We start from the raw sequence: 25,533 nt of genomic DNA on the forward strand, positions 1-25,533 counted from the left end.
AACAAAACTTTACTGGTTTTTATGATAAGAAAGTCCTGTTGGACTTTTTTGTCTGCGGTTGATTGTTAAAATAGCGCCCTCACCAGCCTTATGGGACGACCCATTTGCGCTTCTTGATTTCCGGGGACGGCCCCAATAATGGAGCTGTATATGGCCTGGTTTATTCTTGTTATCGCCGGTTTATTAGAAGTTGTGTGGGCTGTCGGCCTGAAATATACCCATGGTTTCACCCGCCTGTGGCCAAGCGTTATCACAGTAGTTGCTATGGTTGTCAGCATCGCTCTGCTGTCCTGGTCAATGAAAACGTTGCCGACCGGAACGGCCTACGCCGTCTGGACAGGAATTGGTGCCGTAGGTGCTGCCACCACAGGTATCTTGCTGTTAGGCGAATCAGCAAACCTGGCCCGCATTGCGAGCCTGGCTTTGATTGTCGTCGGGATTATTGGCCTGAAAATTAGCACTCATTAACGGGTGGGTTGCTTAATCCACAGTAGCTTCTCTACCGGGAAGCCCTGTTGTGTCGCGATATTAAGCATCTGTTGCTTCACTTCACTGCTGATTGTCGGGGTGCGTGACAATATCCACAGATAGTCTTTATCCGGCCCGCATACCAGTGCGTGCCGGTAATCTTTATCAATGGCTATCACATTATACCCACCGTAAAACGGCCCAAAGAATGAGACTTTTAGTGCTGCGCGACTTGGGTCTCCAGTGAAGTAAGCTTTGCCGACACTTTGCTGCCACATCTGCCTGTCGGGATTAAATCCTCTGTTTATCACACGAATGCCACCGTCATCCATGGTGCTATATGTGGCAGTTACTTGTTCTAGCCCGCTTTCAAATTTGTGGTCAAGACGGGCAATTTCATACCACTTGCCGAGATAGCGTTTTGCTTCAAAATTATTGACCACCGTAGTACCTGGTGGAGGGGTTGGGGAGCTACAGGCAACAACGAGAAACGCAACTGCAATAGTGGTGATAATCGGCCAGATGCGCATAGCTAATTCCTTCTGTTGTTTTTAGCTAAGTGTAGATGGCAGCAGGAAAAAAGCGGTATGCGGGCAGAAATATAAAGGCCTGCTGAGCAGGCCGGTATGCATTACTGTAATGCTGCGAGGATCTTGTACCCGGCTTTAACCCGCTCTGGGTTTGGGTAGCTTTTATTTGCCATCATCACGATGCCAAGTTGTTGCTCGGGAATAAACGCTACATAAGTCCCAAAGCCCCCGGTTGAGCCTGTTTTGTGAACCCAGGATGTCTTAACAACAGGTGCCGGCGGTTCGATGGCTGTCGCCGTTTGAGGCGATAGCGCCACTTTGTTATCGCTGCCATTCACCACGGTTTTGGCATCAACCGGCCAGTTGTGCATCTCCCAACCTAAGCCCTGATACATGCTGCCAATTCGCCAGTAGCGTGATTGTGCGAGCTCAATTCCCTTACGTAATGTTGCAGAATCGACCTGTTCAGGCTTGATGTTTGCCTGTAGCCAACTGGCCATATCTTCAATCGTAGTTTTCACGCCATAGGCTTCTGCATCCAGCATGCCCGGTGAAACGTGCACTGGCTTATCGTTACGGTAGCCCCATGCGTAGTTGTGCTCCTCAGATGCGGGCACTTTTATCCATGTATGCACAAGGTTTAACGGCTGGAATACGCGTCTGGACATTGCTTCTTCAAAGCTCATTCCTGACGGCTTCACCGCCAACGCACCGAATAGGCCGATGCTGGCATTAGCATAGAGTCGAGTGGAGCCTGGAGCCCATTGTGGCTGCCAGTTCTGGTAAAAGTGGAGCAAGGAAGCCTGGCTTGTGACTTCATCAGGAACCTGTAGGGGTAAGCCACCTGCGGTATAGGTAGCAAGTTGCAGCAGGTTAATGTCTTTCCATTGCTTACCGGTGAGTGCAGGCCAGTATTTCGTTGCCGGGTCGCTTAGTTTTATTTCCCCACGGGCTACGCTATCGCCACCCAGAACACCGGTAAAGGTCTTACTGACAGAGCCGAGTTCAAACAATGTCTCTTTCGTGACCGGTAAATTTTTGGCGATATCAGCCAGACCATACGTGAAGTAATAGGGTTTTCCCTGATAAATAACGGCGACGGCCATGCCGGGTATATTCTGCTCTTTGAGCAGCGGTTCAATGGTCTGATTGACTGTCTGAGCAATCTGTTGTTCGGTCAACGCTTTCGTTGCAGCAAGCGCTGAGCAGGAGGCCGTGAGCATTAGCACACCGCAAAGTGTTTTTTTCATCATTGAATAGCTTCCATAAAGTGACACGACAGCATGCCCTGAACGACTCAATTTATCATCAGTCCTCAGGGGTGTCTTAGCGAATATGTTTACGTGGCAGGCGGGAAGATACAAACAAAAAGGCCTGCACATGGCAGGCCTTTTTACTGGAATGCTTAACTTTAGAGAGTGATGACACCAATAAAAGTCACAACAGTCAGAATGGCTGCAAGACCGTAGAACACCCACTTGCCAGATGGCACATGAATTTTCAGGTCGTGCATTGCGTGGTGGATACGGTGCAAACCACACCACAGTGGCAGCACAATCATCAGGAAGATGAACAGGCGACCAATCAGGCTTTGTGAGAATGCCAGCACACGGTCATAGCCTAATGCATCGCCCGGGAAAAGCCCCAGCGGCAGCATGATGCCAACCAGCAGCACGATGACAGGAGCAATGATTGCACCCCACATGCCGCCTGCGCCAAACAGACCCCAGAATACTGGCTCGTCGGAGCGTTTTGGATTTGGATTAATCATGACGTCCCCCTTACCAGAACAGTGCAATAAACAGAATGACGACCGTGGCGACAACCGTCACCGCCCACAACCCTTTAATCACTGGCTCCGGCCCCATTTTGTCATCTTTGATGATGATATTGGCGGCCTTTGGTGCCAGTTCAAACCAGGTTTTCGTATGCAACAACGCAGCCGCTAACGTGATCAGGTTGAGGATAACCACGATAGGGTTCTGGAGAAAACTGACAAACCCTGACCAGCTTTCCGGGCCACTTTTCAAAGAGAAAAGGCCGCACAGCAACAAGATGCTGAACCAAACGGTAGGCACAGCGGTTCCTTCACGAATCATATAAAAACGATAGAAACCCAGTTTTTTCCACCAGGTTGGGGTCATCGTCCGCACATATGGCTTACGTTTCGTAGTCATTTTGCACTCCTTAGCGTGGTTTCAGGGTGGCAATCAAAAAGTCTTTCGAACTTTCGACTTTACCCTGCTGGATGGCAGCGGCGGGATCGACGTGTTTCGGGCACACTTCGGAGCAGTAGCCCACGAAAGTACAGCTCCAGACGCCGTTCTGGCCGTTTAACTGCGCCATACGCTCTTTCTTGCCATGGTCGCGGTTATCCAGGTTGTAACGGTGAGCAAGCGTGATTGCAGCCGGGCCAATAAACTCAGGGTTTAAACCAAACTGCGGGCATGCGGAATAACACAGGCCACAGTTGATGCAGCCGGAAAACTGATGGTATTTCGCCATCTGGGCTGGAGTTTGGGTGTTTGGCCCCTGGTCTGGTGTACGCGTATTGCCAATGATGTACGGCTTAATCGCTTCCAGGCTTTCGATAAAGTGGGTCATATCGACTACTAAATCGCGCTCAATAGGGAAGTTTGCCAGCGCCTCAACCTTCATACCCTTGGTGTATTCACGCAGGAAGGTTTTACAAGCCAGTTTAGGCACGCGGTTGACCATCATGCCGCAAGAGCCGCAGATAGCCATACGGCATGACCAGCGATAGCTCAGGTCTGGTGCCAGGTTGTCTTTGATATAACCCAGCGCATCCAGCAGCGAGGTTTGCTCATCATAAGGCACTTCATAGATTGCACTGTGCGGCTCGTTATCCGTTTCCGGGTTGTAGCGCACCACTTCAATCTTCAGGGTCTTCATCGCATCAGCCATTAGACGCCTCCTTCTTCTTGTCGGCCGCTTCTGATTCCGCACCATAGACGCGTTTTGCCGGTGGCAGGGTGGTGATTTTCACATCACTGTATTCCAGACGCGTAGTTCCATTGGCGTCACGGAAGGCGAGAGTGTGTTTCAGGAAGTTCACGTCATCACGTTCGGTGCAACCTTCGTCCAGACGCTGGTGCGCACCACGAGACTCTTTACGTGCCATTGCTGAGTGCGCCATACATTCCGCAACGTTCAGGCCGTGGCCCAACTCGATGGTGTATAGCAAATCAGTATTGAACACGCTGGATGTGTCAGTAATGCGAACGCGTTTGAAGCGCTCCTGCAGCTCAGCCAGCTTGTCTTTCGTTTTCTGCATCAGTTCAGGGGTGCGATAAATACCGCAACCTTCTTCCATCGACAGACCCATTTCATCGCGGATCTTCGACCAGTTTTCACTGCCTTCCTGATTCACCAATTTCTTGAGACGGGTTTCAACATCTGCCGCTTGCGCGTTCAGTGCAGCATCATTGGCAGGCTGTGCTTCGTTCGCACGCTTCATCGCATTTTCACCCGCCAGGCGACCAAACACCACCAGCTCTGCCAGAGAGTTCGAACCTAAACGGTTTGCACCATGCAGGCCAACGGACGAACATTCGCCGACGGCAAACAGGCCTTTAATGCGTGATTCGCACTGGCTGTCAGTTTCGATACCACCCATGGTGTAGTGCGCGGTAGGACGAACTGGAATCGGCTCTTTAACCGGGTCAACGCCAACATACGCTTTTGCCAGTTCGCAGATAAACGGCAGACGTTCGAGAAGTTTTTTCTCGCCCAGATGGCGCAGGTCGAGATAAACCACATCGCCACGTGGCGTCGGAACGGTGCGGCCAGCGCGCCATTCGTGCCAGAAGGCTTGAGAAACTTTGTCACGCGGGCCAAGTTCCATGTACTTGTTACGCGGCTCGCCCAGCGGAGTTTCAGGGCCCATTCCGTAATCTTGCAGATAACGATAGCCATCTTTGTTGACCAGAATACCGCCTTCACCACGGCAGCCTTCCGTCATCAGAATGCCGGAACCCGGAAGGCCGGTTGGGTGATATTGCACAAATTCCATATCACGCAACGGTACGCCGTGGCTCAACGCCATGCCCATACCATCGCCGGTCACGATGCCGCCGTTAGTGTTATAGCGATAAACACGACCCGCACCGCCGGTTGCCATAACAACGGCATTGGCGCGGATTTGTACCAGCGTGCCTTCCATCATATTCATGGCGACCAGGCCACGAGCAGCGCCGTCATCAACCAGAATGTCGAGCACGAAGTGCTCGTCAAAACGCTGGATTTGCGGGAACTGTAATGAGGTCTGGAATAGGGTGTGGAGCATATGGAAGCCGGTTTTATCTGCGGCAAACCAGGTGCGCTCAATCTTCATGCCACCAAAACGGCGAACGTTCACTGAACCGTCCGGGCGGCGGCTCCATGGGCAACCCCATTGCTCAAGCTGTGTCATTTCGGTTGGGCAGTTATGCACGAAGTAGTCGACTACATCCTGCTCACACAACCAGTCGCCACCGGAAACGGTGTCGTTGAAATGGTATTCGTAACTGTCGTGATCCTGCGTAACGGCAGCAGAACCCCCTTCGGCGGCCACGGTGTGACTACGCATTGGGTAGACTTTGGAAATCAGAGCGATTTTGGCTTGTGGATTGGCTTGTGCCGCCGCGATGGCTGCTCGTAAGCCCGCTCCGCCAGCGCCTATTATGGCAAGATCGGCTTGAAAGGTTTGCACGACATTCCTCCAGATTTTAGTTATTTCGCATAGCTAATTTAACCAAAGGTAGTTCACCAATACGGCGCCAGCTATAGCGAAAGGGTTATCCCTGCTCCTTTGTAGGTAGCGGATTATAGCCGCAGGCTTTTTAAGGAAATTTGACGTGTTCGATTTTTTTGCTGTTCAGTTCAGCAATTAATTAGTAGTAGTGATGAGTTACGTCACGAAATTAGGATTCTTCGCGTCATAGTGGTTTCAGCAACGATGAAAATTTACTGCGCAAAATTTGTCTCCAATATGCGATGCGGGTAGACTTCTCGGCCTTGTTTGAATACGGAGACTCCACCATGAGCGAAACGGCCACCTGGCAGCCGAGCGCATCCATCCCCAACCTGTTAAAACGCGCTGCGATCATGGCAGTCATTCGGCGTTTTTTTGCCGACCGCGGTGTACTGGAGGTGGAAACACCGTGCATGAGTCAGGCTACGGTAACGGACATTAATCTGTTCCCGTTTGAAACCCGTTTTGTTGGCCCAGGCCATGCTCAGGGCGTGAATTTGTACCTGATGACTAGCCCGGAATACCACATGAAACGCCTGCTGGCGGCAGGCATCGGCCCGGTATTTCAGCTGTGCCGTAGCTTCCGTAATGAAGAGATGGGCCGCCACCATAATCCAGAGTTCACTATGCTGGAGTGGTACCGTCCTTGCTACGATATGTATCGTCTGATGAATGAAGTTGATGATTTACTGCAACAGGTTCTGGAAACAGATGCGGCAGAGTCTCTCTCATATCAGCAGGCTTTCCAGCGCCACCTGGAGATTGACCCACTTTCTGCGGACAAAACGCAGTTGCGCGAAGTGGCGAAAAAACTCGATCTAAGCAACATTGCCGATCAGGAAGAAGACCGCGATACCTTGCTGCAATTGCTGTTCAGCATGGGTGTTGAGCCACATATTGGTAAAGACAAACCGACGTTTGTTTATCACTTCCCGGCAAGCCAGGCCGCCCTTGCGCAAATCAGCACCGAGGATCACCGCGTCGCGGAGCGTTTCGAGGTTTACTTCCGAGGTATTGAGCTGGCGAATGGTTTCCACGAATTAACCGATGCGCGTGAGCAGCAGCAGCGTTTCGAGCAGGATAATCGCAAACGTGCCGCTCGCGGTTTGCCACAGCAGCCAATTGATGTGAATTTGCTGGAAGCGCTGAAGGCGGGATTGCCTGATTGTTCAGGTGTTGCGCTAGGTGTGGATCGTTTGATTATGTTGGCGCTGAAGGCTGAAAGCCTGGCCGACGTGCTGGCGTTCCCGGTAGACCGGGCTTAAAAAAACGGTGGATGACGCTTGCGCTTATCCACCCTATGCGATGTAAAAATAGAGCGGGTAAGCGTTTAGCTTCACCCGCTTTTTATTACAAACTCCCCGGCGTTCTTCCCGCTTTCCCCGACGATGTCAGCGTCTTACTACTCCGTTGCCCACCCAGACTATCCAGACGCATCTGGAACGGTGGGAATGGCAGCTCGATACCGTGTTCACGGAAGCCTTGCAAAATGAGCTGATGAATTTCGTGGCGCAGCGGCATACGGTGGTTCATCTCTGCGGCGTAGATACGCAGCTCAAATATTTGAATGCCCGCCTGCAGGTCCACAAGGAACGCTTCTGGCGGTGGGTTATCAATGACCAACGAACAGCGCTCGGCTGCCTGCAACAACACCTTCGTGACTTCCTCGCTGTTTGCATCAGACGGGGCTGGAACAGTTAGCACCACACGCGTTACTGAATCCGACAACGACCAGTTGATGAACTGCTCGGTGATAAACGCTTTATTTGGCACGATTATCTCTTTGCGGTCCCAGTCGCTAATAGTGGTAGCACGGGTGTTGATCTTGGTGACACTGCCAGTGAGATCGCGAATCGTCACCGTGTCACCAATACGAATCGGTTTTTCGAACAGAATAATCAGGCCGGAAATAAAGTTGGCGAAGATCTCCTGCAAACCAAAACCCAGACCAACACCGAGGGCTGCAACCAGCCACTGCAATTTCGACCACTCAATGCCAATCATCGAGAAGCCAACTAACGTGCCGACCAGTAACAGCAGATATTTGGTGACGGTGGTAATGGCGTAACCGGTGCCTGGTGCCAAATCCAGATGCTGTAAGAGCGCAAGTTCGAGTAGTGCAGGGAGGTTACGTACCAGTTGCATGGTGATAATTAGCACCAGTATGGCAATTAACACTGAACCCAGGGTTATCGGCTCAATGCTTTCCACGCCTTGTACCGTTGAGGTCACATCCCACAGGGTGATGTTCTCAAGGAAACCAAATGCAGAATGGATTTCTGACCACAACACAATGACCGACAACAGCGCAATCAGCATCAGAATCGAACGCACCAGGCGCAGTGATTGCACGCTGATGGTATCCAGATCGATTTCAGGTTCTTCGATGGTTTCCGACGAGCCTTCGTTGCTGTGGCTATGTGCGGCTTCTTCTTCACCACGTGCACGCTGGGCCAGGATTTCAGCACGGCGATGTTTGGCGCGGTCAAAGGCCAGACGGCGGCGCTGAATCAGCATCCAGCGACGGAAGATATGGTAAACCACCAGTAACAAGAACCAGATAGCCACCGACGTTTCAAGCCTCGCCAGCAAGGCCTGTGCGGTTGCCAGGTAACCCACTGCCGCTGCCAGAATAGCGAGCAATGGAGCCGCGAGCAGCAGGTTCCACAAAATGGTGTTAGCGATGTTTTCGCTATTACCTTGTTTATCCAGATACAGCGGAATGCCTGCGCGTTTCAGACTCAAGGTCACCAGGGCCATCGCGCCACAAATCAACATGAAACACAGTCTGCCGAGTGAGCCTGAGAACTCACGGTCATTAAGATTATCGAACATAATCAATGCCATAATCAGCGGTACAATCATGCCGATGCTCATCAGGTAATAGCGCATGGCACGGGCGACGCGTGGCTGCGGCCAGCCAAAATGCACGATGAACAAACCATTCGGGCGAGCAAACGTGGCGCAAATCATCACGGCCCACAGCAATGGCACCGTGGCGGTCACGCCATCACCGATAGCGACTGCGAGCGGGTACGGCCAGGCAGCTTGTAGCCCGTAGCCGAGCGTTGCCCATAATACCGGTAGAGGCAACGCCACCAGAATCGACCAGAACACGGTGCGCAAGGTTAAGCTGAAATGATCCTGCGTGACCTTACCGACCCTGGCGCTCGATCGTTCAAGGAAGGCAGAAAAATGGCGGCGGGAGCTGACACTAAAGCCCACTAGTATCAATGCACCGAACAGCGGCAGCAGCGTTTCCTTGCTGGTGAGCATCATGATGGTGGCACTGCCAAGCTGGCTGAATGTGTCCATCGATACCAGACGACGCAAATCCTGCACAATCTCCACCGGCCAGGTGATGCCCATCGGGCTGACATCTGAGGTCCAGAACAGGTAGCGGTGTGTTGCTTCGTTGACCTCTTTTAACGCATCTTCCAGTTGGCTATTCGCCACTTTCAGTTTGGTTAGCTCGAGAATCAGGTTATCGCCACCTTGCAGCAAGGAATTGAGCAGTTCGCGCTGGGTGCGCAATTGCGCTTCCAGAATACGATTTTGCTCACTGGTAAGCTCCTGACCATCGTTCTGACGAATCTGGCGTAATTGCTGCTGCTTGTTCATCAGGTCTTCATAATGCAGACGCTGTACACGCAACTGGCCAAGTTCGGTATCCAGTTGCTGTGGCTTTGGCATTTCAGGTAAACGAGCCACCTGAGCGCGTAAGGCTTCACCCAACACATTCGACACGCCAAGCCATTGTGACTGTTCGCGCAGCGTGTTGAGTGCCTGACGCACTTGCAATGTCTGGCTTGAGGCCTGGCGTTGCTGAGAGGCCACTAAATCCATACGCTGAGCCTGTTGATTCAACGCCTGGGATAATTCACGGTTATTTTTAAACTGGTCAACGATACCTGATGGCAGGTTGGCGCTGCTTTCAGCTAGCAACTCTGTGCTTTCCAGGGCCTTTTCAGCTTCGCGCTGGCGCTGATTATTCAGCTGATTACGTAATGCCTGGAGATAAGCATCCAGCTGCGTGCTCTGCTTTTGTGCCAGTTCTGCCCGTAGACGCGCGAGTTCCTGGCGGTTACTGGCTGACAACTGTGCCAGTTCCAGTTCATCGACCAGGGCTTTCAGACGTGATGATTCAGCCTGTAAAGAGAGATTTTGTGCCTGCGCTAGCGGTGTGCTGCTAGCAGGCGGGGTACCCATCCGACGTTCCACCTCGTTTAACTGGCGGCGCGCATCGGTTTGCTGTTGAGGCAGTTGGCTGAGCGAATCGGTGATTTCTCTGGTGCGTTCCTGCTCTTGCTGCGCAAGGCGGCTCTTATCGAGCAACTGGCTGCTAACTTGCAGGATTTCCTGATTTAACGCATCAGTGCTCATGGTCTCTGGCACTTTTGGCGGTTCATCGCGCAGGTTATTTATCTGCCGACGCAAGGTGTCAGAGAGTTTGGGGAAGTTATCGATAACTTGTTGGTATTGCGTGGCTCGTTCCAGCGAGACTTTGCGCTCATCAAGCGCGTTGAGCGCGGTCTGAAGTGCTTCCACGGTTTCAGGGCTGCCAGGTTTGTCTTTTGCAGACTTAGCTTGTTCGAGTTCCTGGGAGATTTGTTTGGCGTCGGGGGCGGTGGCGGCATACGCCGGAAGACTTAGGCACCAGGCCATCAGAAGTGTGATTATCAGGCGCACGTCAGTACCTTTAAGTGAACCAGCCCTCGTAGCGGTGTCACGAGGGCTGGGGAGAGCAGGTTAACTTTCGGTTTTGTTTTCCACAGACGGGCTGGTTTGTTGTTCAGCCGCAACTTCGACTTCCAGAATCTCACTTACCGGGATTTCTGGCTCAATCACAGGCTCGGTAGAAACCGCCAGCGGTTCACCAATTTTGGTGACAGACAAGCTTTGCAGTTGTTCAGCAAGGTTCACTTTACCTGGCGCGAACAAGTTGATGACCGTAGAGCCAAGTTTGAAGCGGCCCATCTCCTGGCCTTTCAGCAGCGCAACGGAGCCTTCGCTTTCACCCGCAGGCCACGTCCAGCGTTTAATTACGCCTTCACGCGGTGGCGTGATAGTGCCAGCCCAGACGGTTTCGATGCTGCCAACAATGGTGGCACCCACCAGGATTTGTGCCATCGGGCCAAACTCAGTATCGAACAGACAGATAACACGTTCGTTACGGGCAAACAGGTTCGGCACGTTTTGCGCGGTTAAATGGTTTACGGAGAACAGGTCGCCCGGCACGTAAATCATTTCACGCAAGATACCGTTACACGGCATGTGTACACGATGGTAATCACGTGGTGACAGATAAGTGGTAACGAAACTGCCGTTACGGAACAAATCGGCCATTAAGTAGTTACCGGCGAGCAAGGCTTCGAGGCTGTAGTTATGGCCTTTTGCCTGCAAGATTTTGTCTTCTTCAATCGGGCCCAACTGGCTAACTACGCCGTCTGCTGGCATCACCAACACATTTGGGTCGGTATTGATTGGACGGACATCGTCACGCAGTGGGCGCACGAAGAATTCATTGAAGGTGCGATAGCTGGCGGTATCCGGCTTCTGAGCTTCCTTCATGTCGACTTTGTAGTATTTAACGAACAGGTCGATAACCAGTTTGGTCAACCAGCCAGCTCGTTTGCTTGCACCCCAACCTGCCAGGCGAGTCAGCCATAGTTTAGGCAGAATGTACTGGAGCGAAAGTTTAAAGTTGTCTAACAAGATAGCCTCCTGGCTAAGTACCCATATTAGCGGGCATACACAAAAAGGAGCGCGATTTTAGCGATGCCCAGCTTAATTGTCAGCGGTCAGTATCGGAAAAGGTTTTACGCGATTTTACCTCGGACATACTTTCCAGTATGCGATGGTAATTTTCGAAACGCGTCTCGGCGATTTCCCCACGCTCAACGGCTTCGCGCAACGCGCAGCCTGGATCGTTGGTGTGGCTGCAGTCACGGTATTTGCAACGACCTAAATATTCGTGGAATTCAGTAAACCCATGAGTGACTTGATCCGGCTCTAAGTGCCACAAACCAAACTCACGCACACCAGGGGAGTCGATAACATCACCGCCGCCCGGGAAGTGGTACAGACGGGATGCAGTGGTGGTGTGCTGGCCTAAACCTGAGTTGTCAGAAACGTCATTCACCAGAATCTGGACTTCTTTGAACCCGAGCAGGTTATTGAGCAGGCTCGATTTACCCACACCTGATTGCCCGGCAAAAATACTGACGCGGCCGATCAGGGCTTCTTCAAGCTCTTTCAGGCCTTCTACTTTATGGCTGGAAACCATCAACACGCGGTAACCAATCTTGCGGTAGATATCCATCTGTTCATTGACGAATTTCAGGCCTTCTTCGTCGAGCAGATCGGTTTTATTCAGTACCAACAGTGGTTCAACGTCCAGGGTTTCGCACGCCACCAGATAACGGTCAATAATGTTTAATGACAGCTCGGGCAGAATGGCGGAAACCACAATGATTTGGTCGATGTTGGCGGCAATGGGCTTCACGCCGTCGTAGAAATCAGGGCGTGTCAGGACGGTTGTGCGCTCGTGCACCGCATCAACAATGCCTTTTATGGTTACGCCAGCCGCAGCTTCTTTGGCTGGGCGCCAGACCACATTGTCGCCGGTTACCAGCGAACGGATGGTGCGGCGAATATTGCAGCGGTGAATGTCACCACCTGGTGATTCAACATCGGCATGTTGGCCGAAACGGCTAATGACGCGACCATCGCGCGGTTCGCCAAACTGAGAGTCGTCAGGATCGGCTTTCTCCACAGTCTGTTTAAGCCGACGCTGGTGGTTTGCTGAAACCCGGCGCTGCTGTCCTTTGGAGAGTTTATTTTTGCTCAATCTTACTGGCTCCTGGTCGCCCGTGGTGGGCAAAACCTCTATGATACACACTATTTTATACGAATTAACCCATCGACAACGGTGGGCTACGCACAAGAAGGGTGGAAAATAGCATGAGTGGAAATGAAAACAATCTGATTTGGATTGATTTAGAAATGACCGGCCTGGACCCCGAGCGGGATCGCATAATTGAAATTGCCACTCTGGTTACCGATGCCAATTTGAATATCCTTGCCGAAGGGCCAACGATTGCGGTTCATCAGTCTGACGAACAGCTGGCGTTGATGGATGACTGGAATGTGCGTACCCATACTGGCAGCGGGCTGGTAGAACGCGTGAAAGCAAGCACCATGGACGACCGTGCGGCTGAACTGGCAACACTTGAGTTCCTGAAAGAGTGGGTTCCCGCTAATAGTTCTCCAATCTGTGGTAACAGCATAGGCCAGGATCGTCGTTTCCTGTTTAAGTACATGCCAGAACTTGAAGAGTACTTCCACTATCGTTATCTGGATGTCAGCACTCTGAAAGAGCTGGCGCGCCGTTGGAAACCTGAAATTTTGGCTGATTTCAAAAAGCAGGGTACCCATCAGGCGATGGATGATATCCGTGAGTCAGTGGCGGAACTTGCGTTCTACCGCGAGAACTTTATCAAGCTATAAGAAGTTGTTAGCCTCGGTCCTGTTTTTTTCACTAACCCGAAAAAAGGCAGGATCGAGAGATTTTCCTGATATTCGCTGGGAAAATAATCATTTTGTCGAATTAATCAGCATTCAAACAAAAATAGCGAAAAAAATCGTTTGAGGGCTTGCGACTAAAACGATTTCTCGTATAATGCGCCTCCCGTACCGATGCAGAATTTGCAGCGTTACACAGAGCGGGAATAGCTCAGTTGGTAGAGCACGACCTTGCCAAGGTCGGGGTCGCGAGTTCGAGTCTCGTTTCCCGCTCCAAATTTGATTACAGCAGTACCACCAAATTCGATGGCTTTTAAGCATCAGCTTGAAAGACGAAGAATATGCGGGAATAGCTCAGTTGGTAGAGCACGACCTTGCCAAGGTCGGGGTCGCGAGTTCGAGTCTCGTTTCCCGCTCCAAAATTTGATTGGCTTTTATAAGCCACGCACCACCCAAGCGGGAATAGCTCAGTTGGTAGAGCACGACCTTGCCAAGGTCGGGGTCGCGAGTTCGAGTCTCGTTTCCCGCTCCAAATTCTAATATCCAGTACAAATTATCCACAACGCTAACCAGCGTCGGTGGTGGTTTTTACGTTCGCGATAAAATCTTGTAAACAGACTTATCCACAGCCTTCGTCTATTCACTTAGATCGCTAATTATTTCTTAAATTTTATAAGAATATTTTAATCATTTGATTAATATCATTTTTTTAATATTTGAGAATGTTGAGCGGATCGCTTGCAGTTTTTTTTTCGTTTGCAGGACAAGGTGTTCAAATTTTTATTCACATCCTGTGGACATGTCACGCATCACGTTTTAACCCCTTTTCAATCACACGAACCAGACGCTGTTTCTGTGGGCGTTGGACTTCTGTAGCCTCCTCGCTTCGCTTGATTAATTGTTGCGCAATCGCCCAATCAATGTGCTCATCAAGAAGTGGGTGCTCACCTTTTCGTTGTTGCAACGTTTCCAGAATCGCCTCATCCCACGGTGCATTTCCCAATGCCACTGCAATATTTCGCAGCCAACGTAAATGGCCAATTCGACGAATAGCCGAACCTTCTGTCACGCGCAGGAAATAGTCTTCACTCCAGGTGAACAACTCAGCCAGTTCCGGTGCATGCAATTTGCTGCGCGGGCTAAAGTCTTCTTCGGTGGTCAATTGGGAGAAACGGTTCCACGGGCAAATCAGCTGGCAGTCATCGCAGCCGTAAATACGGTTGCCAATAAGCGGCCTGAACTCTTCCGGTATTGCACCTTCAAGCTCGATAGTGAGATAAGAAATGCAGCGGCGTGCGTCAACTGTGTAGGGCTCAACAATCGCGCCTGTCGGGCAGATAGTCATACAGGCCACGCAGCGCCCACACTTTTCCTCGACAGGTTTATCAATTGGCAGCGGAATATCGACCAACAGTTCGCCGAGGAAAAAGAACGATCCTGCTTCCTGGTTGAGGATTAGTGAGTGCTTACCTGTCCAGCCGAGCCCGGCTTTATCAGCAAGTGGTCGCTCAAGAATCGGCGCTGAATCCACAAAAGGTCTAAAATTCAGCGTGGAACAATGAGACTGGATCATTTCGCCCAGTTTCTTGAGTCGATTACGCAGCAGTTTGTGGTAGTCGCGCCCAAGGGCGTAACGGCTGATATAACCAATTTTGGGATTTTTAAGCGTTGAAGCAAAGGCTGCGTTAGCGGGGAGATAGTTCATCCGCACGCTAATCACGCGCAAGGTGCCGGGGAGCAATTCGTGTGGTCGGGCACGCATCATGCCATGACGAGCCATCCAGTCCATCTCGCCGTGGTATTGTTTATCCAGCCATATCTGGAGCGCAGGTTCACTGGCGGTGAGATCGGTATCGGTAATTCCCACTTGCTGGAAGCCGAGTTCGATACCCCACTGCTTGATATTTTGCGCTAATTGATTGAGATCGAGGGGCTGTGACATGACGGACCTGAGCCTAAAAATAACCGCCAAAAGTATACCACATTCAGTCTGGTCCGCAGACTGGCTGCGCACCGCTGAGAAACACGCGGCAGATTACCTAGGGTTAACGCTATACGAATTGATGCAGCGGGCAGGGGCTGCGGGATTTAATCTTGCCCGCGAAGTCTATCCGCAAACCCAACACTGGCTGGTTGCGTGCGGCCATGGCAATAACGGCGGTGACGGCTATGTGGTGGCGCGCCTTGCCCAAGCGGCGGGTATTCGTGTCACGTTATTGGCACTCGAAAGTGACAAGCCTTTGCCTGAAGAAGCGGCCAGCGCGCGTGATGCGTGGCTGGATGCAGCAGGTGTGATTCATGCCCCGGAACATGTCTGGGCAGACGATATCGATCTTGTGATTGACGGCGTACTTGGCACCGGGCTTAACAGTGCTCCCCGAGATGTTGCAGCGCAGCTGATAGAAAAGTGCAATCAGCATGCGGCACCTGTCGTCGCGCTGGATATCCCTTCCGGCTTGCTTGCAGAAACCGGTGCAACGCCTGGAGCGGTGATCAACGCTTCTCACACCATCACTTTTATTGCCCTTAAGCCCGGGCTTCTGACCGGAAAAGCTCGCGATGTCGTGGGCGAATTGCATTTCAATGCGTTGGGTCTTGAAGACTGGTTAAAGAGGCAAGTTGCACCGATATCTCGCGTAGATAGCGCGCAACTAGCGGGATGGTTGCCTCCGCGTAAACCTACGTCGCATAAAGGGACTAATGGGCGGCTGGTGATCATTGGTGGCGACCACGGTACTGCCGGAGCGATTCGCATGACCGGCGAGGCTGCGCTACGCGCTGGAGCGGGGTTGGTCAAGGTTTTAACTCGTTCAGAAAACATTGCCCCGCTTATTACCGCCCGACCGGAACTGATGGTTCAGGAACTCACATCAAATTCACTTGATGAATGTCTCGAATGGGCAGATGTGGTGGTTATTGGTCCTGGGCTTGGGATGCATGAATGGGGCAAAAAAGCCCTGGAAAAAGTAGAGAACTGCCGTAAACCGATGCTGTGGGATGCAGATGCGTTGAACCTTCTGGCAATCAATCCCGATAAACGTCAGAATCGCGTCATTACGCCGCATCCTGGCGAAGCCGCCCGGCTGTTAAATTGCGCAGTATCACAAATTGAGAGTGACCGCTTACTTTCCGCAGACCGTCTTGTAAAACGTTATGGCGGAATTGTGGTCTTAAAAGGTGCCGGTACGGTTGTTGCCAGTCAAAACGGCGAATGCTCACTCATTGATGTGGGAAATGCCGGGATGGGGAGTGGCGGTATGGGGGATGTGCTATCCGGGATCATCGGAGCATTGCTGGCACAGAAGTTAACCCCGTATGATGCGGCATGTGCTGGATGTGTTGTACATGGCGCTGCTGCTGATGTCTTGGCTCAGCGCTTCGGTACACGCGGTATGTTAGCAAGCGACTTATTCTCGACGATGTACCCTTTTGTTAACCCGGATTTGAATAGCAAAGAAAATGATTAATCGAGTTATCGCATTACCTGATGAAACTGCGACCTTAGAATTGGGTGCGCGTCTGGCAAAAGCCTGTATCGGTGCCACCGTGATTCATCTGTATGGTGACCTGGGTGCGGGCAAGACGACATTCAGCCGTGGTTTTGTGCAAGCGTTGGGCCACAAAGGCAATGTTAAGAGCCCAACTTACACGTTGGTTGAACCATATGAACTTGGCAATTTGATGGTGTATCACTTTGATCTCTATCGCCTTGCTGATCCAGAAGAACTCGAATTTATGGGAATTCGTGACTATTTTACCAATGACGCAATTAGTCTGGTGGAATGGCCGCAAAAAGGCCAGGGTGTGCTGCCGGAACCGGATGTCGAAATACACCTAAGTTACCAGGCCGAAGGGCGCGAGGCGTGCCTGAAAGCAGTTTCCTCATCTGGTGAGTCGTTACTGGCGCGGTTTGCCTAATAACAAGGACGACGGGATGATCTTTCGCGTGAAAAGTTGGTTGATGGCGGCGTGCTTACTGTTGCTTACGGCACAGTCGGGTGCCGCGAGTTTAGCGGATATTCAGGTATCAAATGGTGATTCTCAGGCGCGAATCACCTTTAGTTTTATTGGTGACCCTGAATATGCATTCTCTCAGGATGATAAAAAAAGCGTAGCCCTGGATATTAAACAAACGGGTGTGATTCGAGGTTTACCTCTGTTGTTCAGTGGAAATAACCTGGTGAAAAGCATTCGTTCAGGGCAACCGAAAGATAGCGATTCCTTACGCCTGGTGGTTGATCTCACTGAGCCTGGCAAAACTCGCGCGGTGAAACAGCAAAATGGTTCTAATTACACGGTCGTGTTTACCATTAACGCCGATGTGCCACCGCCGCCTCCACCACCACCGGTTGTTGCCAAACAAGTGGAAGCCCCGCCAGTTACCCGCCCGACAGACCCGGCAAAAAATCCGTTTAACCCGCAAACCGTTACTGGCGCAGTCAGTTCGAATACGGCGATGCATCCTGCGCGAACTCAACGCACCACTACTCAGTCTGATACCGTGGTTGTGGCGATTGATGCTGGACATGGTGGACAAGACCCGGGTGCGATTGGTCCGGGTGGGACGAAAGAGAAAAACGTCACTATTTCTATTGCCCGTAAACTACGTTCCTTGCTCAATGACGACCCGATGTTTAAAGGCGTGCTGACCCGTGATGGCGACTATTTCATTTCGGTGATGGGGCGCTCGGATGTGGCGCGTAAACAGAACGCCAATATTCTGGTTTCTATTCATGCCGATGCTGCACCAAACCGCGACGCGACGGGAGCATCTGTCTGGGTGCTGTCAAACCGCCGTGCAAATAGCGAAATGGCGGGCTGGCTCGAACAGCACGAGAAACAATCCGAGTTGCTGGGTGGTGCAGGTGATGTACTGGCCAATAGCCAGGCTGACCCGTATCTGAGCCAGGCGGTACTGGATTTGCAATTCGGCCATTCCCAGCGTGTCGGGTATGATGTGGCGACAAAAGTGCTGGCTCAAATGCAACGTGTCGGCGCGTTACACAAGCGTCGCCCTGAGCATGCAAGCCTTGGAGTATTACGCTCACCAGATATCCCTTCAGTGCTAGTGGAAACCGGGTTTATCAGTAACAACTCGGAAGAGCGCCTGCTTGATAGCGATGATTATCAGCAAAAAATTGCCCAAGCCATTTATCAAGGTTTGAGGGACTATTTCCAGACGCATCCGTTACAATCAGCACCTGCCCCGGGGCAAACCGCACGTTCGCAAGGTGCGGGTCTCGATCAGGTCGCGATTACTCAATAAGGAAATTTCATGCCGATTCAGGTTCTGCCGCCGCAACTTGCCAACCAGATTGCTGCTGGCGAAGTGGTAGAGCGCCCCGCATCGGTGGTGAAGGAGCTGGTTGAGAACAGTCTGGATGCTGGCGCTACTCGTATTGATATTGATATCGAACGCGGTGGGGCCAAGCTCATTCGTATCCGCGACAACGGTTGTGGTATCAAAAAAGACGAGCTGGCGCTTGCGTTGGCCCGCCATGCCACCAGTAAAATTGCTTCACTTGATGACCTTGAAGCGATTATCAGCCTTGGTTTTCGTGGCGAAGCGTTAGCCAGTATTAGCTCGGTTGCCCGTCTGACGTTAACGTCACGTACCGTCGATCAAAGCGAGGCGTGGCAGGCCTATGCCGAAGGCCGTGAACAAGATGTGACGGTGAAGCCCGCAGCGCATCCAGTCGGAACCACGCTTGAAGTGTTGGATCTGTTTTACAACACACCTGCCCGGCGCAAATTCATGCGCACTGAAAAAACCGAATTCAACCATATTGATGAGATTGTCAGGCGTATAGCGCTGGCACGCTTTGATGTGTCGATTAATTTGACGCATAACGGCAAAGTCATTCGTCAATATCGTGCGGTCGCAGAAGGCGCGCCTCGTGAACGTCGTCTGGGTGCGATTTGTGGCACGCAGTTCCTCGAACAAGCTCTGTCCATTGAATGGCAGCACGGCGATCTTGCTTTACGTGGGTGGGTGGCTGAACCAAGTGCGACGACTTCTGCACTCGCAGAGATTCAATATTGTTACGTCAATGGCCGCATGATGCGTGACCGCTTGATAAATCACGCCATTCGCCAGGCCTGTGAAGATAAGCTCGGAGCCGATCAGCAACCGGCATTTGTGCTCTATCTGGAGATCGATCCGCATCAGGTGGATGTGAATGTGCATCCGGCCAAACACGAAGTGCGGTTCCATCAATCGCGTCTGGTGCATGACTTTATCTATCAGGGCGTGTTGAGCGTGCTGCAACAGCAGACAGAAAACCGTTTGCCACTAGAAGAAACAAACGAAGAACCGCAACAGAGTTGGCAGCCGGAAAATCGCGTTGCATCTGGACGTAACCAGTTTTCAACACCTGCACCCACTTCTTCTGCTGTTCGCGAATCATCGCCTCGCAGTTCTTCGCCAAATGGTGGTGAATATAGCAGCGGCGGTGCCAGCAAAAACATACCTTTATGGCCTCATGCAGCACCAGGTTTCCAGAAGAAAGAAGGGGCGCTGTATCGCGAGCTTCTGAATACGCAAGCTTCCCCAACGCCAAAAAATCGTGCAGCTGAACCTGAAACCAACGAAGTATTAGACGCCCATGCACAAAGTTTTGGCCGTGTACTGACGGTGCTTGCACCAGACATGGCATTGCTGGAACGCGACGGCAAAATTATGCTGCTTTCATTAACCGTGGCTGAACGCTGGTTGAAAATGGCGCAGTTAGTACCAGGTAGTGAAGGTGCGCGGGCGCAACCATTGCTGATCCCTGTACGCCTGAAAGTGACGAAAGAAGAACAGGACGTTCTGGTTAAATATCAGTCGCTTTTATTGGAAATGGGTATCGAATTTGTCGCAGAGTCGCGTCAGATAACAATTCGCACCGTACCTTTACCTTTACGTAAACAAAATTTACAAATCTTGATTCACGAACTGCCAGGATACTTGGCGCAACAGACAGAGGTTAACGCAACACAGATTGCTCAATGGTTTGCTCGTCAAATGGAGGGCTTTCATGAACAATGGAATCTGGCACAGGCAATTGCCTTGCTGGCTGATGTAGAGCGCCTTTGTCCGCAGCTGGTGAAATCACCACCTGGCGGTTTGTTACAACCTGTTGATTTACAATTGGCGATGAACGCCCTGAAACATGACTGAAGTTAAGCAAAACCTGCCACAGGCAATTTTTTTAATGGGGCCAACGGCCTCTGGTAAGACGGCGCTCGCGATTAATTTGCGTAAAACGTTGCCGGTAGAGTTGATAAGCGTCGATTCGGCCCTTATCTATCAAGGGATGGACATCGGTACAGCAAAGCCCACGGTGGAAGAACTTGCCCAGGCCCCGCACCGGTTACTTGATATTCTCGACCCTGCACAGGCTTATTCCGCCGCAGATTTCCGGCGCGATGCGTTAGCTGAAATGGCAGATATTACCGCAGCCGGGCGTATCCCCTTGTTAGTTGGGGGAACGATGCTCTACTTCAAGGCATTGTTAGAAGGTTTGTCACCGTTGCCATCTGCCGATCCAGAAGTTCGGGATCGGATAGAAAAACAGGCTGCAGAGCAAGGATGGGAGGCGTTGCATCGTGAGTTAGCACAGGTTGATCCTGTCGCCGCTGCACGTATTCATCCAAATGATCCACAAAGGCTTTCCCGCGCACTGGAAGTTTTTTTCATTTCGGGTAAAACTTTAACGGAACTGACGAAAACGTCAGGAGAAGCTCTGCCTTACCAGGTGCATCAGTTCGCCATCGCCCCGGCGAGCCGTGAACTGCTCCATCAACGAATTGAGCAGCGTTTTCATCAGATGTTAGCTTCTGGATTTGAAGCTGAAGTACGGGCTCTTTTTGCCCGTGGTGATTTGCATACGGATATGCCTTCCATTCGTTGTGTGGGTTACCGGCAGATGTGGTCTTATCTGGCCGGTGAAATTCCACATGATGAAATGGTTTATCGTGGTATTTGCGCGACGAGACAATTGGCTAAGCGCCAGATGACCTGGTTAAGAGGTTGGGAAGGTGTTCACTGGTTAGACAGTGAGAATCCGTCTCAATCTTATAACGATGTAGTACAGGTTGTTAGTGCGAAGCACCAATGAATGTGTACAATTGAATCGTTATGGTGCGCAGTATCTTACGCAGTTTTTCAGAGCCTCAGGGTTCTTGAGTTACAAACAACAAGCATATAAGGAAAAGATAGAATGGCTAAGGGGCAATCATTACAAGATCCGTTCTTGAACGCACTGCGTCGCGAACGTGTTCCAGTTTCTATTTATTTGGTGAATGGTATTAAGCTGCAAGGGCAGATTGAGTCTTTTGATCAGTTTGTGATCCTGTTGAAAAACACGGTCAGCCAGATGGTCTATAAGCACGCGATTTCAACTGTTGTTCCGTCACGTCCGGTATCTCATCACAGTAATAACACCGGTACTAGCGGTTCTGGCAGCTATCACCATGGCGGCAGCGCGCAAGGTTCTGCGCCACAACAAGACAACGAAGACGCTGAATAAGGCATAACGTTGTTTTTCCAAGCCGGGGAACCAGGGATGATGGGTTCCCCGCTGGTCTTTTTGAGAGGTTATACGCTTGTTTGACCGTTATGATGCCGGTGAGCATGCGGTACTAGTACACATCTATTTTACGCAAGACAAAAACAAAGAAGATCTGGAGGAGTTTGAATCTCTGGTCTCTTCAGCTGGTGTCGAAGCGTTACAGGTGGTTACTGGTAGCCGCAAAGCTCCTCACCCGAAGTATTTTGTTGGTGAAGGTAAGGCAATTGAGATTGCCGATGCAGTGAAAGCCACTGGGGCATCGGTCATTTTATTTGATCATGCGTTGTCTCCTGCTCAGGAGCGTAACCTCGAAGCGCTGTGTGAATGTCGCGTCGTCGACAGAACCGGCCTGATTTTAGATATTTTTGCTCAACGTGCACGTACCCATGAAGGTAAGTTGCAGGTTGAACTGGCTCAGTTACGTCACATGGCAACTCGTCTTGTGCGCGGCTGGACCCACCTTGAGCGTCAGGGAGGGGGGATAGGTTCACGAGGCCCTGGGGAAACTCAGCTCGAAACCGACCGCCGTTTACTGCGCAACCGGATTATGCAGATTCTTGGTCGCTTAGAACGAGTCGAAAAACAGCGTGAACAAGGTCGAAGATCGCGTGCCAAGGCTGATATCCCAACCGTCTCTCTGGTGGGCTACACCAACGCTGGCAAATCTACCCTGTTTAATCAGATAACTGCAGCTGGCGTTTATGCTGCAGATAAGTTGTTTGCCACACTTGATCCAACATTACGTCGCATTAACGTTACGGATGTTGGTGAAACCATACTGGCAGATACAGTAGGTTTTATTCGTCACCTGCCACACGATTTAGTGGCGGCGTTTAAGGCAACCTTGCAGGAAACTCGCCAGGCGACACTGTTATTACATGTCATTGATGCAAGCGACCTCAGGATTGAGGAAAACATTGCCGCGGTAGATACCGTTCTCGAAGAGATTGAGGCTGATGAAATTCCAACGCTCCTGGTGATGAATAAAATAGATATGTTGGATGATTTCGTCCCACGTATCGACAGAGATGAGGAAAATATGCCGATTCGGGTCTGGCTTTCTGCCCAGACCGGAGACGGTGTTCCACTGCTTTTCCAGGCTTTGACAGAGCGTTTATCTGGTGAAATTGCACAGCATACGTTGTGCTTACCCCCCCAGGCAGGCCGACTGCGGAGCCGGTTTTATCAGCTTCAGGCAATAGAAAAAGAGTGGATGGAGGAAGACGGCAGTGTTGGCTTACAAATTCGTATGCCTATTGTTGACTGGCGTCGCCTCTGTAAACAAGAACCGGCACTCGCTGACTACATCGTCTAGCAAGTCAAGGGAATGTCCTGAAGACTTTTTCCCCTTCGGGGGATATCACCGCACAACAAATATGGAGCATAAACATGGCGTGGAATCAGCCCGGTAATAACGGACAGGACCGCGACCCGTGGGGAAGCAGCAAACCTGGCGGCGACTCTGGGGGTAACAAAGGAGGGCGGGATCAGGGGCCACCTGATCTGGATGATATCTTCCGAAAATTAAGTAAGAAACTTGGTGGTCTGGGCGGCGGTAAAGGCGGCGGCTCCGGTTCTGGTGGTGGTTCTTCGCAGCTTCCACGTCCTCATATTGGTGGCCGCATGGTTGGCATCGTTGCTGCCGTGGCTGTTGTTATTTGGGCAGCGACTGGGTTCTATACCATTAAAGAAGCTGAACGTGGTGTTGTGACTCGTTTTGGTCAATTCAGCCATTTGGTTGAGCCGGGTTTGAACTGGAAACCGACATTCATTGATAGTGTCAGAGCGGTAAACGTTGAAGCGGTTCGCGAATTGGCGGCTTCCGGTGTGATGCTGACTTCCGATGAGAACGTCGTTCGCGTCGAAATGAACGTCCAGTACCGTGTTACCGATCCGCGTCGTTATCTGTTTAGCGTAACCAGCGCAGACGATAGCCTGCGTCAGGCAACCGACAGCGCATTGCGTGGTGTTATTGGTAAATACACCATGGATAAGATCCTCACCGAGGGTCGTACCATTATTCGTAACGATACTCAGCGCGAGCTGGAAGAAACCATTCGCCCGTACAACATGGGTATTACCCTGCTGGACGTCAACTTCCAGGCTGCTCGTCCGCCGGAAGAGGTGAAGGCTGCATTTGATGATGCGATTTCTGCGCGTGAAAACGAACAGCAATACATCCGTGAAGCAGAAGCCTATACCAACGAAGTTCAGCCGCGTGCTAACGGTCAGGCGCAGCGTATTCTTGAAGAAGCTCGCGCTTATAAAACACAGACTGTGTTAGAAGCTCAGGGTGAGGTTGCTCGCTTTGCCAGATTGTTGCCGGAATACAAGGCTGCGCCGGAAATTACCCGTGAGCGTCTGTATATCGAAACCATGGAAAAAGTGCTTAGCCATACCCGTAAAGTTCTGGTTAACGACAAAGGCGGCAACCTGATGGTTCTTCCTCTGGATCAGATGCTTAAAGGTGGTTCACAGCCTGCGGCGAAGAGCGATACTAGTGGTGCGAACAGCTTGTTGCGTCTGCCACCTGCATCCAGCTCAAGCAGCGGCAGCGCCAGCACACCGTCCTCGTCAAGCCGGGGCGATATCATGGATCAGCGCCGTGCCGACGCACAGCGCACTGATAACCAGCGCGTAGGGAGTGAATAACGATGCGTAAGTCAGTCATTGCTTTAATTATCATCGTGCTGGTAGTGCTGTTTACCTCGGTCTTCGTGGTACAGGAAGGTGAGCGCGGAATTACGTTACGCTTCGGTAAAGTGTTGCGTGATGACGAAAACAAGCCGGTGGTCTACGAGCCAGGTCTGCATTTCAAAGTACCGTTTATCGAGTCGGTTAAAACCCTTGATGCACGTATTCAGACGATGGACAACCAGGCCGATCGCTTTGTAACCAAAGAGAAGAAAGACCTGATCGTTGATTCCTATATCAAATGGCGTATCAGTGATTTCAGCCGCTACTACCTGGCAACCGGTGGTGGTGACGTTTCTCAAGCTGAAGTGCTGTTAAAACGTAAGTTCAGTGACCGTCTGCGTTCTGAAATTGGTCGTCTTGATGTGAAAGACATCGTGACCGATTCTCGCGGTCGTCTGACTCTGGACGTTCGTGATGCGCTGAACTCAGGTTCTGCAGGTACTGACGATGAAGTGTCAACACCTGCGGCGGATGATGCGATTGCATCAGCAGCGGCGCGTGTAACGGCGGAAACCAAAGGTAAAGTGCCAGTGGTTAACCCGAACAGTATGGCAGCGCTGGGTATTGAAGTGGTCGATGTGCGTATCAAGCAGATCAACCTGCCAGCTGAAGTGTCTGAGGCTATCTACAACCGTATGCGCGCAGAGCGTGAAGCGGTTGCTCGTCGCCACCGTTCACAAGGTCAGGAAGAAGCTGAGAAGCTGCGTGCTACCGCCGACTACGAAGTGACTCGTACTCTGGCAGAAGCCGAGCGTATGGGCCGAATCAGCCGTGGTGAAGGTGATGCAGAAGCTGCCAAACTGTTTGCTGACGCATTCAGCCAGGATCCAGATTTCTATGCCTTCATTCGTAGCCTGCGTGCTTACGAGGCGAGCTTCAATTCTGGTCAGGACGTTATGGTGTTAAGCCCAGATAGCGATTTCTTCCGCTATATGAAAACACCAGCGAACAGTTCACGTTAATATTCGCAAGCGTTTTATCAAGAGCCGGTCTGACCGGCTCTTTT

The 25,533-nt window shown here is 51.4% G+C and carries 22 protein-coding genes and 3 tRNA genes; 15 read left to right on the forward strand and 10 right to left on the reverse strand.

From position 1 onward, the window contains the following. The first annotated feature begins 150 nt into the window (after positions 1 to 150). Complete coding sequence (sugE, locus tag EDF88_RS18075) at positions 151 to 468, forward strand: quaternary ammonium compound efflux SMR transporter SugE (protein ID WP_134186238.1); 318 nt, start codon at positions 151 to 153, stop codon at positions 466 to 468. On the opposite strand, the gene EDF88_RS18080 is transcribed toward sugE, so the two are convergent. From EDF88_RS18080 to frdA, 6 genes are all read right to left on the reverse strand, one after another. Then, positions 465 to 998: a lipocalin family protein gene (locus EDF88_RS18080; RefSeq protein WP_134186240.1), complete on the reverse strand. Its 534-nt coding sequence runs from the start codon at positions 996 to 998 to the stop codon at positions 465 to 467. The two genes, sugE and EDF88_RS18080, sit on opposite strands and share 4 nt — an antisense overlap. 101 nt (positions 999 to 1,099) lie before the next feature. Beyond that, the gene (gene ampC, locus EDF88_RS18085) at positions 1,100 to 2,251 is read right to left on the reverse strand and encodes a CMY2/MIR/ACT/EC family class C beta-lactamase (protein ID WP_134186242.1); all 1,152 of its coding nucleotides are present in this window, start codon (positions 2,249 to 2,251) and stop codon (positions 1,100 to 1,102) included. 158 nt (positions 2,252 to 2,409) lie between these two features. Further along, a complete protein-coding gene (gene frdD, locus EDF88_RS18090; RefSeq protein WP_034461132.1) occupies positions 2,410 to 2,769 on the reverse strand; it encodes a fumarate reductase subunit FrdD in 360 nt (119 codons plus the stop codon). 10 nt (positions 2,770 to 2,779) lie between these two features. Continuing rightward, positions 2,780 to 3,175, reverse strand: coding sequence for a fumarate reductase subunit FrdC (gene frdC, locus EDF88_RS18095; RefSeq protein ID WP_134186244.1), 396 nt, complete (start codon positions 3,173 to 3,175; stop codon positions 2,780 to 2,782). 10 nt (positions 3,176 to 3,185) lie between these two features. Further along, positions 3,186 to 3,923, reverse strand: a complete 738-nt coding sequence (locus EDF88_RS18100; RefSeq protein ID WP_064515621.1) for a succinate dehydrogenase/fumarate reductase iron-sulfur subunit — start codon at positions 3,921 to 3,923, stop codon at positions 3,186 to 3,188. Further along, positions 3,916 to 5,709, reverse strand: a complete 1,794-nt coding sequence (frdA, locus tag EDF88_RS18105) for a fumarate reductase (quinol) flavoprotein subunit (protein WP_134186246.1) — start codon at positions 5,707 to 5,709, stop codon at positions 3,916 to 3,918. The genes EDF88_RS18100 and frdA overlap by 8 nt, the downstream gene beginning before the upstream one ends. Before the next feature lie 329 nt (positions 5,710 to 6,038). Between frdA and epmA the strand changes: the two genes are divergently transcribed. Next, entirely contained in the window at positions 6,039 to 7,016 is a 978-nt protein-coding gene (epmA, locus tag EDF88_RS18110) for an elongation factor P--(R)-beta-lysine ligase (RefSeq protein ID WP_064515625.1), read from the forward strand. Between the two features lie 85 nt (positions 7,017 to 7,101). Here the strand turns inward: epmA and mscM are convergent, their stop codons facing one another. The 3 genes from mscM to rsgA all read right to left on the reverse strand — a co-directional run bounded on the left by mscM (position 7,102) and on the right by rsgA (position 12,601). Then, positions 7,102 to 10,440: a miniconductance mechanosensitive channel MscM gene (gene mscM / locus EDF88_RS18115; RefSeq protein WP_134186248.1), complete on the reverse strand. Its 3,339-nt coding sequence runs from the start codon at positions 10,438 to 10,440 to the stop codon at positions 7,102 to 7,104. A gap of 60 nt (positions 10,441 to 10,500) precedes the next feature. Beyond that, on the reverse strand, positions 10,501 to 11,466 hold the full coding sequence (gene asd / locus EDF88_RS18120) for an archaetidylserine decarboxylase (protein WP_134186250.1): 966 nt from the start codon (positions 11,464 to 11,466) through the stop codon (positions 10,501 to 10,503). Between the two features lie 79 nt (positions 11,467 to 11,545). Beyond that, positions 11,546 to 12,601, reverse strand: coding sequence for a small ribosomal subunit biogenesis GTPase RsgA (gene rsgA, locus EDF88_RS18125; RefSeq protein WP_064515645.1), 1,056 nt, complete (start codon positions 12,599 to 12,601; stop codon positions 11,546 to 11,548). A 113-nt stretch (positions 12,602 to 12,714) separates the two neighbouring features. On the opposite strand from rsgA, the gene orn reads away from it, so the two are divergent. From orn to EDF88_RS18145, 4 genes are all read left to right on the forward strand, one after another. After that, positions 12,715 to 13,260 carry an oligoribonuclease gene (gene orn / locus EDF88_RS18130; RefSeq protein WP_034461152.1) on the forward strand — a complete coding sequence of 182 codons (546 nt, stop codon included), beginning with the start codon at positions 12,715 to 12,717 and terminating at the stop codon, positions 13,258 to 13,260. Between the two features lie 215 nt (positions 13,261 to 13,475). Next, a tRNA-Gly gene (locus tag EDF88_RS18135) sits at positions 13,476 to 13,551 on the forward strand. Positions 13,552 to 13,618: 67 nt separating this feature from the next. Continuing rightward, a tRNA-Gly gene (locus EDF88_RS18140) sits at positions 13,619 to 13,694 on the forward strand. A gap of 37 nt (positions 13,695 to 13,731) precedes the next feature. Then, a tRNA-Gly gene (locus tag EDF88_RS18145) sits at positions 13,732 to 13,807 on the forward strand. A gap of 270 nt (positions 13,808 to 14,077) precedes the next feature. On the opposite strand, the gene queG is transcribed toward EDF88_RS18145, so the two are convergent. Then, positions 14,078 to 15,217, reverse strand: coding sequence for a tRNA epoxyqueuosine(34) reductase QueG (queG, locus tag EDF88_RS18150; protein ID WP_134186252.1), 1,140 nt, complete (start codon positions 15,215 to 15,217; stop codon positions 14,078 to 14,080). Here queG and nnr point away from each other — a divergent pair. The 9 genes from nnr to hflC all read left to right on the forward strand — a co-directional run bounded on the left by nnr (position 15,216) and on the right by hflC (position 25,489). Continuing rightward, positions 15,216 to 16,742 (forward strand): bifunctional ADP-dependent NAD(P)H-hydrate dehydratase/NAD(P)H-hydrate epimerase, encoded by a 1,527-nt coding sequence (gene nnr / locus EDF88_RS18155; protein ID WP_134186254.1) that lies wholly within the window; start codon positions 15,216 to 15,218, stop codon positions 16,740 to 16,742. The genes queG and nnr overlap by 2 nt on opposite strands. Further along, entirely contained in the window at positions 16,735 to 17,193 is a 459-nt protein-coding gene (tsaE, locus tag EDF88_RS18160; protein WP_134186256.1) for a tRNA (adenosine(37)-N6)-threonylcarbamoyltransferase complex ATPase subunit type 1 TsaE, read from the forward strand. The genes nnr and tsaE overlap by 8 nt, the downstream gene beginning before the upstream one ends. Before the next feature lie 16 nt (positions 17,194 to 17,209). Then, on the forward strand, positions 17,210 to 18,541 hold the full coding sequence (amiB, locus tag EDF88_RS18165) for an N-acetylmuramoyl-L-alanine amidase AmiB (protein ID WP_134186258.1): 1,332 nt from the start codon (positions 17,210 to 17,212) through the stop codon (positions 18,539 to 18,541). Positions 18,542 to 18,550: 9 nt separating this feature from the next. Then, entirely contained in the window at positions 18,551 to 20,437 is a 1,887-nt protein-coding gene (gene mutL / locus EDF88_RS18170; RefSeq protein WP_134186260.1) for a DNA mismatch repair endonuclease MutL, read from the forward strand. Continuing rightward, the gene (gene miaA, locus EDF88_RS18175) at positions 20,430 to 21,377 is read left to right on the forward strand and encodes a tRNA (adenosine(37)-N6)-dimethylallyltransferase MiaA (RefSeq protein ID WP_064515687.1); all 948 of its coding nucleotides are present in this window, start codon (positions 20,430 to 20,432) and stop codon (positions 21,375 to 21,377) included. Before mutL ends, miaA begins: the two co-directional genes overlap by 8 nt. A 102-nt stretch (positions 21,378 to 21,479) precedes the next feature. After that, entirely contained in the window at positions 21,480 to 21,788 is a 309-nt protein-coding gene (gene hfq / locus EDF88_RS18180; RefSeq protein ID WP_034461169.1) for an RNA chaperone Hfq, read from the forward strand. A 76-nt stretch (positions 21,789 to 21,864) separates the two neighbouring features. Continuing rightward, the gene (gene hflX / locus EDF88_RS18185) at positions 21,865 to 23,145 is read left to right on the forward strand and encodes a ribosome rescue GTPase HflX (RefSeq protein WP_064515691.1); all 1,281 of its coding nucleotides are present in this window, start codon (positions 21,865 to 21,867) and stop codon (positions 23,143 to 23,145) included. A gap of 74 nt (positions 23,146 to 23,219) precedes the next feature. Further along, positions 23,220 to 24,482, forward strand: coding sequence for an FtsH protease activity modulator HflK (hflK, locus tag EDF88_RS18190; RefSeq protein WP_134186262.1), 1,263 nt, complete (start codon positions 23,220 to 23,222; stop codon positions 24,480 to 24,482). 2 nt (positions 24,483 to 24,484) lie between these two features. Beyond that, positions 24,485 to 25,489, forward strand: coding sequence for a protease modulator HflC (gene hflC / locus EDF88_RS18195; protein ID WP_034461175.1), 1,005 nt, complete (start codon positions 24,485 to 24,487; stop codon positions 25,487 to 25,489). The last annotated feature ends 44 nt before the right edge of the window (positions 25,490 to 25,533 follow it).

Source organism: Buttiauxella sp. BIGb0552, from assembly GCF_004366275.1.
GTDB lineage: Bacteria > Pseudomonadota > Gammaproteobacteria > Enterobacterales > Enterobacteriaceae > Buttiauxella > Buttiauxella gaviniae.